Source organism: Pedobacter sp. 01N416, assembly GCF_056399685.1.
Map to the genome: position 1 here is coordinate 1 of NZ_JBFTRT010000480.1, position 4,037 is coordinate 4,037.

Here is a 4,037-nt window from a genome sequence, read left to right on the forward strand (position 1 = left end):
ATTTTGAAAAAGTCGTATCAAGCATTTTACATGGCAAAGGACGGGTAATTGTTACTGGTATAGGAAAGAGTGCAATCATTGCACAAAAAATGGTAGCTACTTTTAATTCAACAGGTACGCCTGCTATTTTTATGCATGCCGCAGATGCTATTCATGGCGATCTGGGGATGATCCAGGTAGATGATATTGTAATCTGCCTCTCTAAAAGTGGAAACACGCCAGAAATAAAAGTGCTTACCCCCTTGTTGAAAACATCTGGCAATCTGCTCATCGGGATGGTTGGTGAACTGAATTCTTTTTTAGCCGAACAGGCCGATCTGATTTTGAACACTTCTTTCGAAAAAGAAGCCTGTCCGCATAATTTGGCCCCCACTACCAGTACAACGGCGCAATTGGCATTGGGCGATGCCTTAGCTATTTGTTTATTGGAGTGCAGAGATTTTAATGAATCCGACTTTGCGAAATATCATCCAGGTGGATCATTAGGTAAAAAACTCTATTTAAAAGCCCGGGATTTGGCTTTGTCTAATGAGAAACCTTCCATACACCCATCCGCATCGGTTAAAGATGTGTTAATAGAAATTAGTAAAAACCGTTTGGGTGCAGTTGTTGTTGTTGATAGCGATGATAAAGTACTTGGCATCATTACCGATGGTGATATAAGGCGGATGTTAGAAAATAACAATTCTATTGCAAACTTAAAAGCCGAAGATATAATGGGCAGAACGCCAAAGAGCATACAATTTGATGCTTTAGCGGTTGATGCTTTAGATATTATTAAGCAAAATAACATTACACAGTTGCTAGTTCTAGAACAAAATACTTACTTTGGCATTATCCATTTACACGATCTCCTTAACGAAGGCATAGTGTAATTTTTAAAATAAAAAATGAATAAAGATTATTATGCATTAATTATGGCCGGTGGCGTCGGAAGTCGCTTTTGGCCAGTAAGCAGAACGGAATATCCAAAACAGTTTATCGATTTTTTCGGTGTTGGAAAAACCCTGATTCAAAGTACTTACGAAAGATTCCTAAACATCTGTCCTCCTGAAAATATATTTATCGTTACCAACGAAATTTATTCAGATTTAATTAAAGAGCAATTACCGCAATTAACAGATAACCAGATTTTGGCTGAGCCTTTAATGAGAAATACAGCCCCTTGTGTTGCTTATGGAAGTTTAAAAATTGCCGAGTTAAACCCTAATGCAACGATTGTTGTTGCTCCTTCTGATCATACCATCGCAGATATTGATGGCTTTATAGCATCTATTGGGCAATCTTTAGAGGCTGCCTCGAAAAATGATTGTTTAATCACTTTGGGTATTAAACCAAACCGCCCGGATACAGGTTACGGTTATATTCAGCATACAGATTACGTGCTCAACACCGATACTGATCTGCATAAAGTTAAAACCTTTACCGAAAAGCCAAATTTAGAATTGGCAAAATCATTCTTGCAAAGTGGCGATTTCTTGTGGAATGCAGGGATCTTTATCTGGTCGGCCAAGGCGATACTGAATGCTTTCGAGAAACACCTTCCAGACATGTACGAGATATTTAATATCGGCAGATCTGAGTTGAATAAAGCTGGCGAAAAAGATTTTATCAATAATGCTTATTTCCAATGCACCAACATTTCAATAGATTTTGGGATTATGGAAAAAGCAGAAAATGTTTACGTACTTCCATCTGATTTCGGCTGGTCTGATTTAGGAACCTGGGCCTCTATTTATGAGATGGCAGAGAAAGATTATGTGGGTAATGCCGTTATCCCGTCACAACAGGTACTGATGTTCGATTCATCAAACTGTATGGTAAATGTTCCAGAAGATAAATTGGTTATCCTACAGGGGCTGCACGATTACATTGTTGTGGAAAACAATAATATGCTAATGATCTGCCCAAGAAATGAAGAACAAAAGGTTAAAGAATTTGTAGCCGAAGTTAAATCAAGATTTGGAAATAAATTCATTTAATAGATACATGAAATGTAAAATGGATGATGTAACATAGTTTTCATCATCCATTTTATATTTTCCATCTTACCCCTTGCGTAAGATCCTAAAAAAAGTTTAGGAAGACGAAGCGCGATGGGATGAAGCTAATAGCTATTGATATTATTAACCCGCTTACCTAAACTGTTCTTTGTCTAACGGCCTCATATAATATTACCCCAGCAGCAACAGAAACATTTAACGATTCGATTTTTCCGGCCATTGGTATTTTAGCCAGGTGATCGGCTACCCTTAAAAGATCGTTAGAAATTCCTTCATCTTCCGATCCCATTACAATTGCCGTAGGCATGGTATAATCTGGCGCATAAATAAAATCACTGGTTTTTTCGGTGCAGGCTACAACCTGCAAACCACTTTCTTGTAGAAACAAACAGGTTTTGTGCAGGTTAGCATGGCGACAAATCGGAATACTGAATAAGGCACCTGCCGAGGTTTTAATGGCATCAGCATTGATCTGCGCAGCATTTTTTAAAGGAACTACAATGGCATGCACCCCTACACAGGCGGCCGTACGTGCAATCGCACCCATGTTACGCACATCGGTAACGCTATCTAAAACCAAAATTAATGGAACCTCACCTTTTTCGAAAACGGTTGGAATAATGTCTTCAATATTCTGGTAGGTAATCGGCGAAATAACCGCAATTACACCTTGATGGTTTTTCTGCGACATCCGGTTCAGCTTCTCGATTGGAACCGAATTTAAGGGAATCAAAGTATCTTTTAGAAGGGCTTTTAATTCTAAAAAAAGTTCACCGCCCAGACCGCGTTGCTGGTAAATGGTTTCAATGTCTCTTCCTGCTTTAACGGCTTCTATTACAGCCCTGATGCCGAATACAAACTCATTATTCTCTTTTGCGCGTTGCGGTCTTCTAAAATTATCCATGTTTTGAAATTGTTAGGCAAAAGTATTCAAATAAAATGTTTTAGCCCTAAACAATGTGCGCCTTATTAACATTTAATTGTTTAAAAATTTATATGGCATCATAAATCCAATAAAATTTAATCTGATTATGCTTCAATTTGTTAACAAACAGCTAGTAACTAATTCGAACAACCGCATCAAAATTTGATTACTTTTGTGGAATGAGTATCGATAATGAACAAGGCGGAAAGAACAGTATAACTGCTAGAAAAAGCAGGTTAAGTAATACTATAAGTTCACAGGGGAAAATTCCCCCTCAGGCATTAGATCTTGAGGAAGCAGTTCTTGGAGCGTTAATGCTCGAAAAAGATGCGCTTTCTGCTGTAATTGATGTTTTGAAACCAGAGGTTTTTTATAACATTGCCCACCAGAAAATTTTTGAAGCGATTCATATTCTATTTCAAAAATCGCGCCCCGTTGATATCTTAACAGTAACGGCAGAACTGCGAACGTTAGGCTCTTTAGAAATGGTTGGTGGCGCCTACTACATTACCAATTTAACCAATAGAGTTGCATCAGCAGCGAATATTGAGTTTCACGCACGTATTATTTCTCAGAAATATATTCAGCGTGAACTGATCAGGATCTCAACCGAAATTATTACAAACGCCTACGAAGATACGACTGATATTTTCGATCTCTTAGATCAGGCAGAAAAAGGACTTTTCGAAATTGCCCAGAATAACCTGCGTAGAGATACACAGAAAATGGATGATATCATTAAACAATCGTTAGCTACGCTTGAAGAGCTTCGTACCAAAACCGATGGTTTAACTGGTGTGCCAACTGGTTTTACGGGACTAGATAGAATAACTGGTGGTTGGCAAAAGCAGGATTTAGTAATTATTGCTGCACGTCCGGCGATGGGAAAAACGGCTTTCGTACTAACCTGTGCAAGAAATGCCACCGTCGATTTTGCAAAGCCAACGGTAGTATTCTCGTTAGAGATGTCGTCTGTTCAGCTGGTTAATCGTTTGATTTCTGGAGAAGCAGAAATAGAGCAGGAAAAAATCAGGAAAGGAAATTTACAGGAATGGGAATGGCAGCAGTTACACAGTAAAATTGGCCGTTTAACCGAAGCTCCCCTATTA

Annotated in this window: 4 protein-coding genes; 3 read left to right on the forward strand and 1 reads right to left on the reverse strand. The window is 38.5% G+C overall.

Annotation, left to right across the window (positions count from 1 at the left end; translation table 11 throughout):
* Both AC1DND_RS21835 and AC1DND_RS21840 read left to right on the forward strand, forming a co-directional pair.
* Positions 1-875: KpsF/GutQ family sugar-phosphate isomerase (locus AC1DND_RS21835; RefSeq protein ID WP_477584721.1), on the forward strand; the 875-nt coding region annotated here is incomplete at its 5' end.
* A gap of 15 nt (positions 876-890) precedes the next feature.
* Positions 891-1,982 carry a mannose-1-phosphate guanylyltransferase gene (locus AC1DND_RS21840; protein WP_477584722.1) on the forward strand — a complete coding sequence of 364 codons (1,092 nt, stop codon included), beginning with the start codon at positions 891-893 and terminating at the stop codon, positions 1,980-1,982.
* Positions 1,983-2,139: 157 nt separating this feature from the next.
* On the opposite strand, the gene rlmB is transcribed toward AC1DND_RS21840, so the two are convergent.
* Positions 2,140-2,907 (reverse strand): 23S rRNA (guanosine(2251)-2'-O)-methyltransferase RlmB, encoded by a 768-nt coding sequence (gene rlmB, locus AC1DND_RS21845; RefSeq protein WP_477584723.1) that lies wholly within the window; start codon positions 2,905-2,907, stop codon positions 2,140-2,142.
* A 200-nt stretch (positions 2,908-3,107) separates the two neighbouring features.
* Here rlmB and AC1DND_RS21850 point away from each other — a divergent pair.
* Positions 3,108-4,037: replicative DNA helicase (locus AC1DND_RS21850; RefSeq protein WP_477584724.1), on the forward strand; the 930-nt coding region annotated here is incomplete at its 3' end.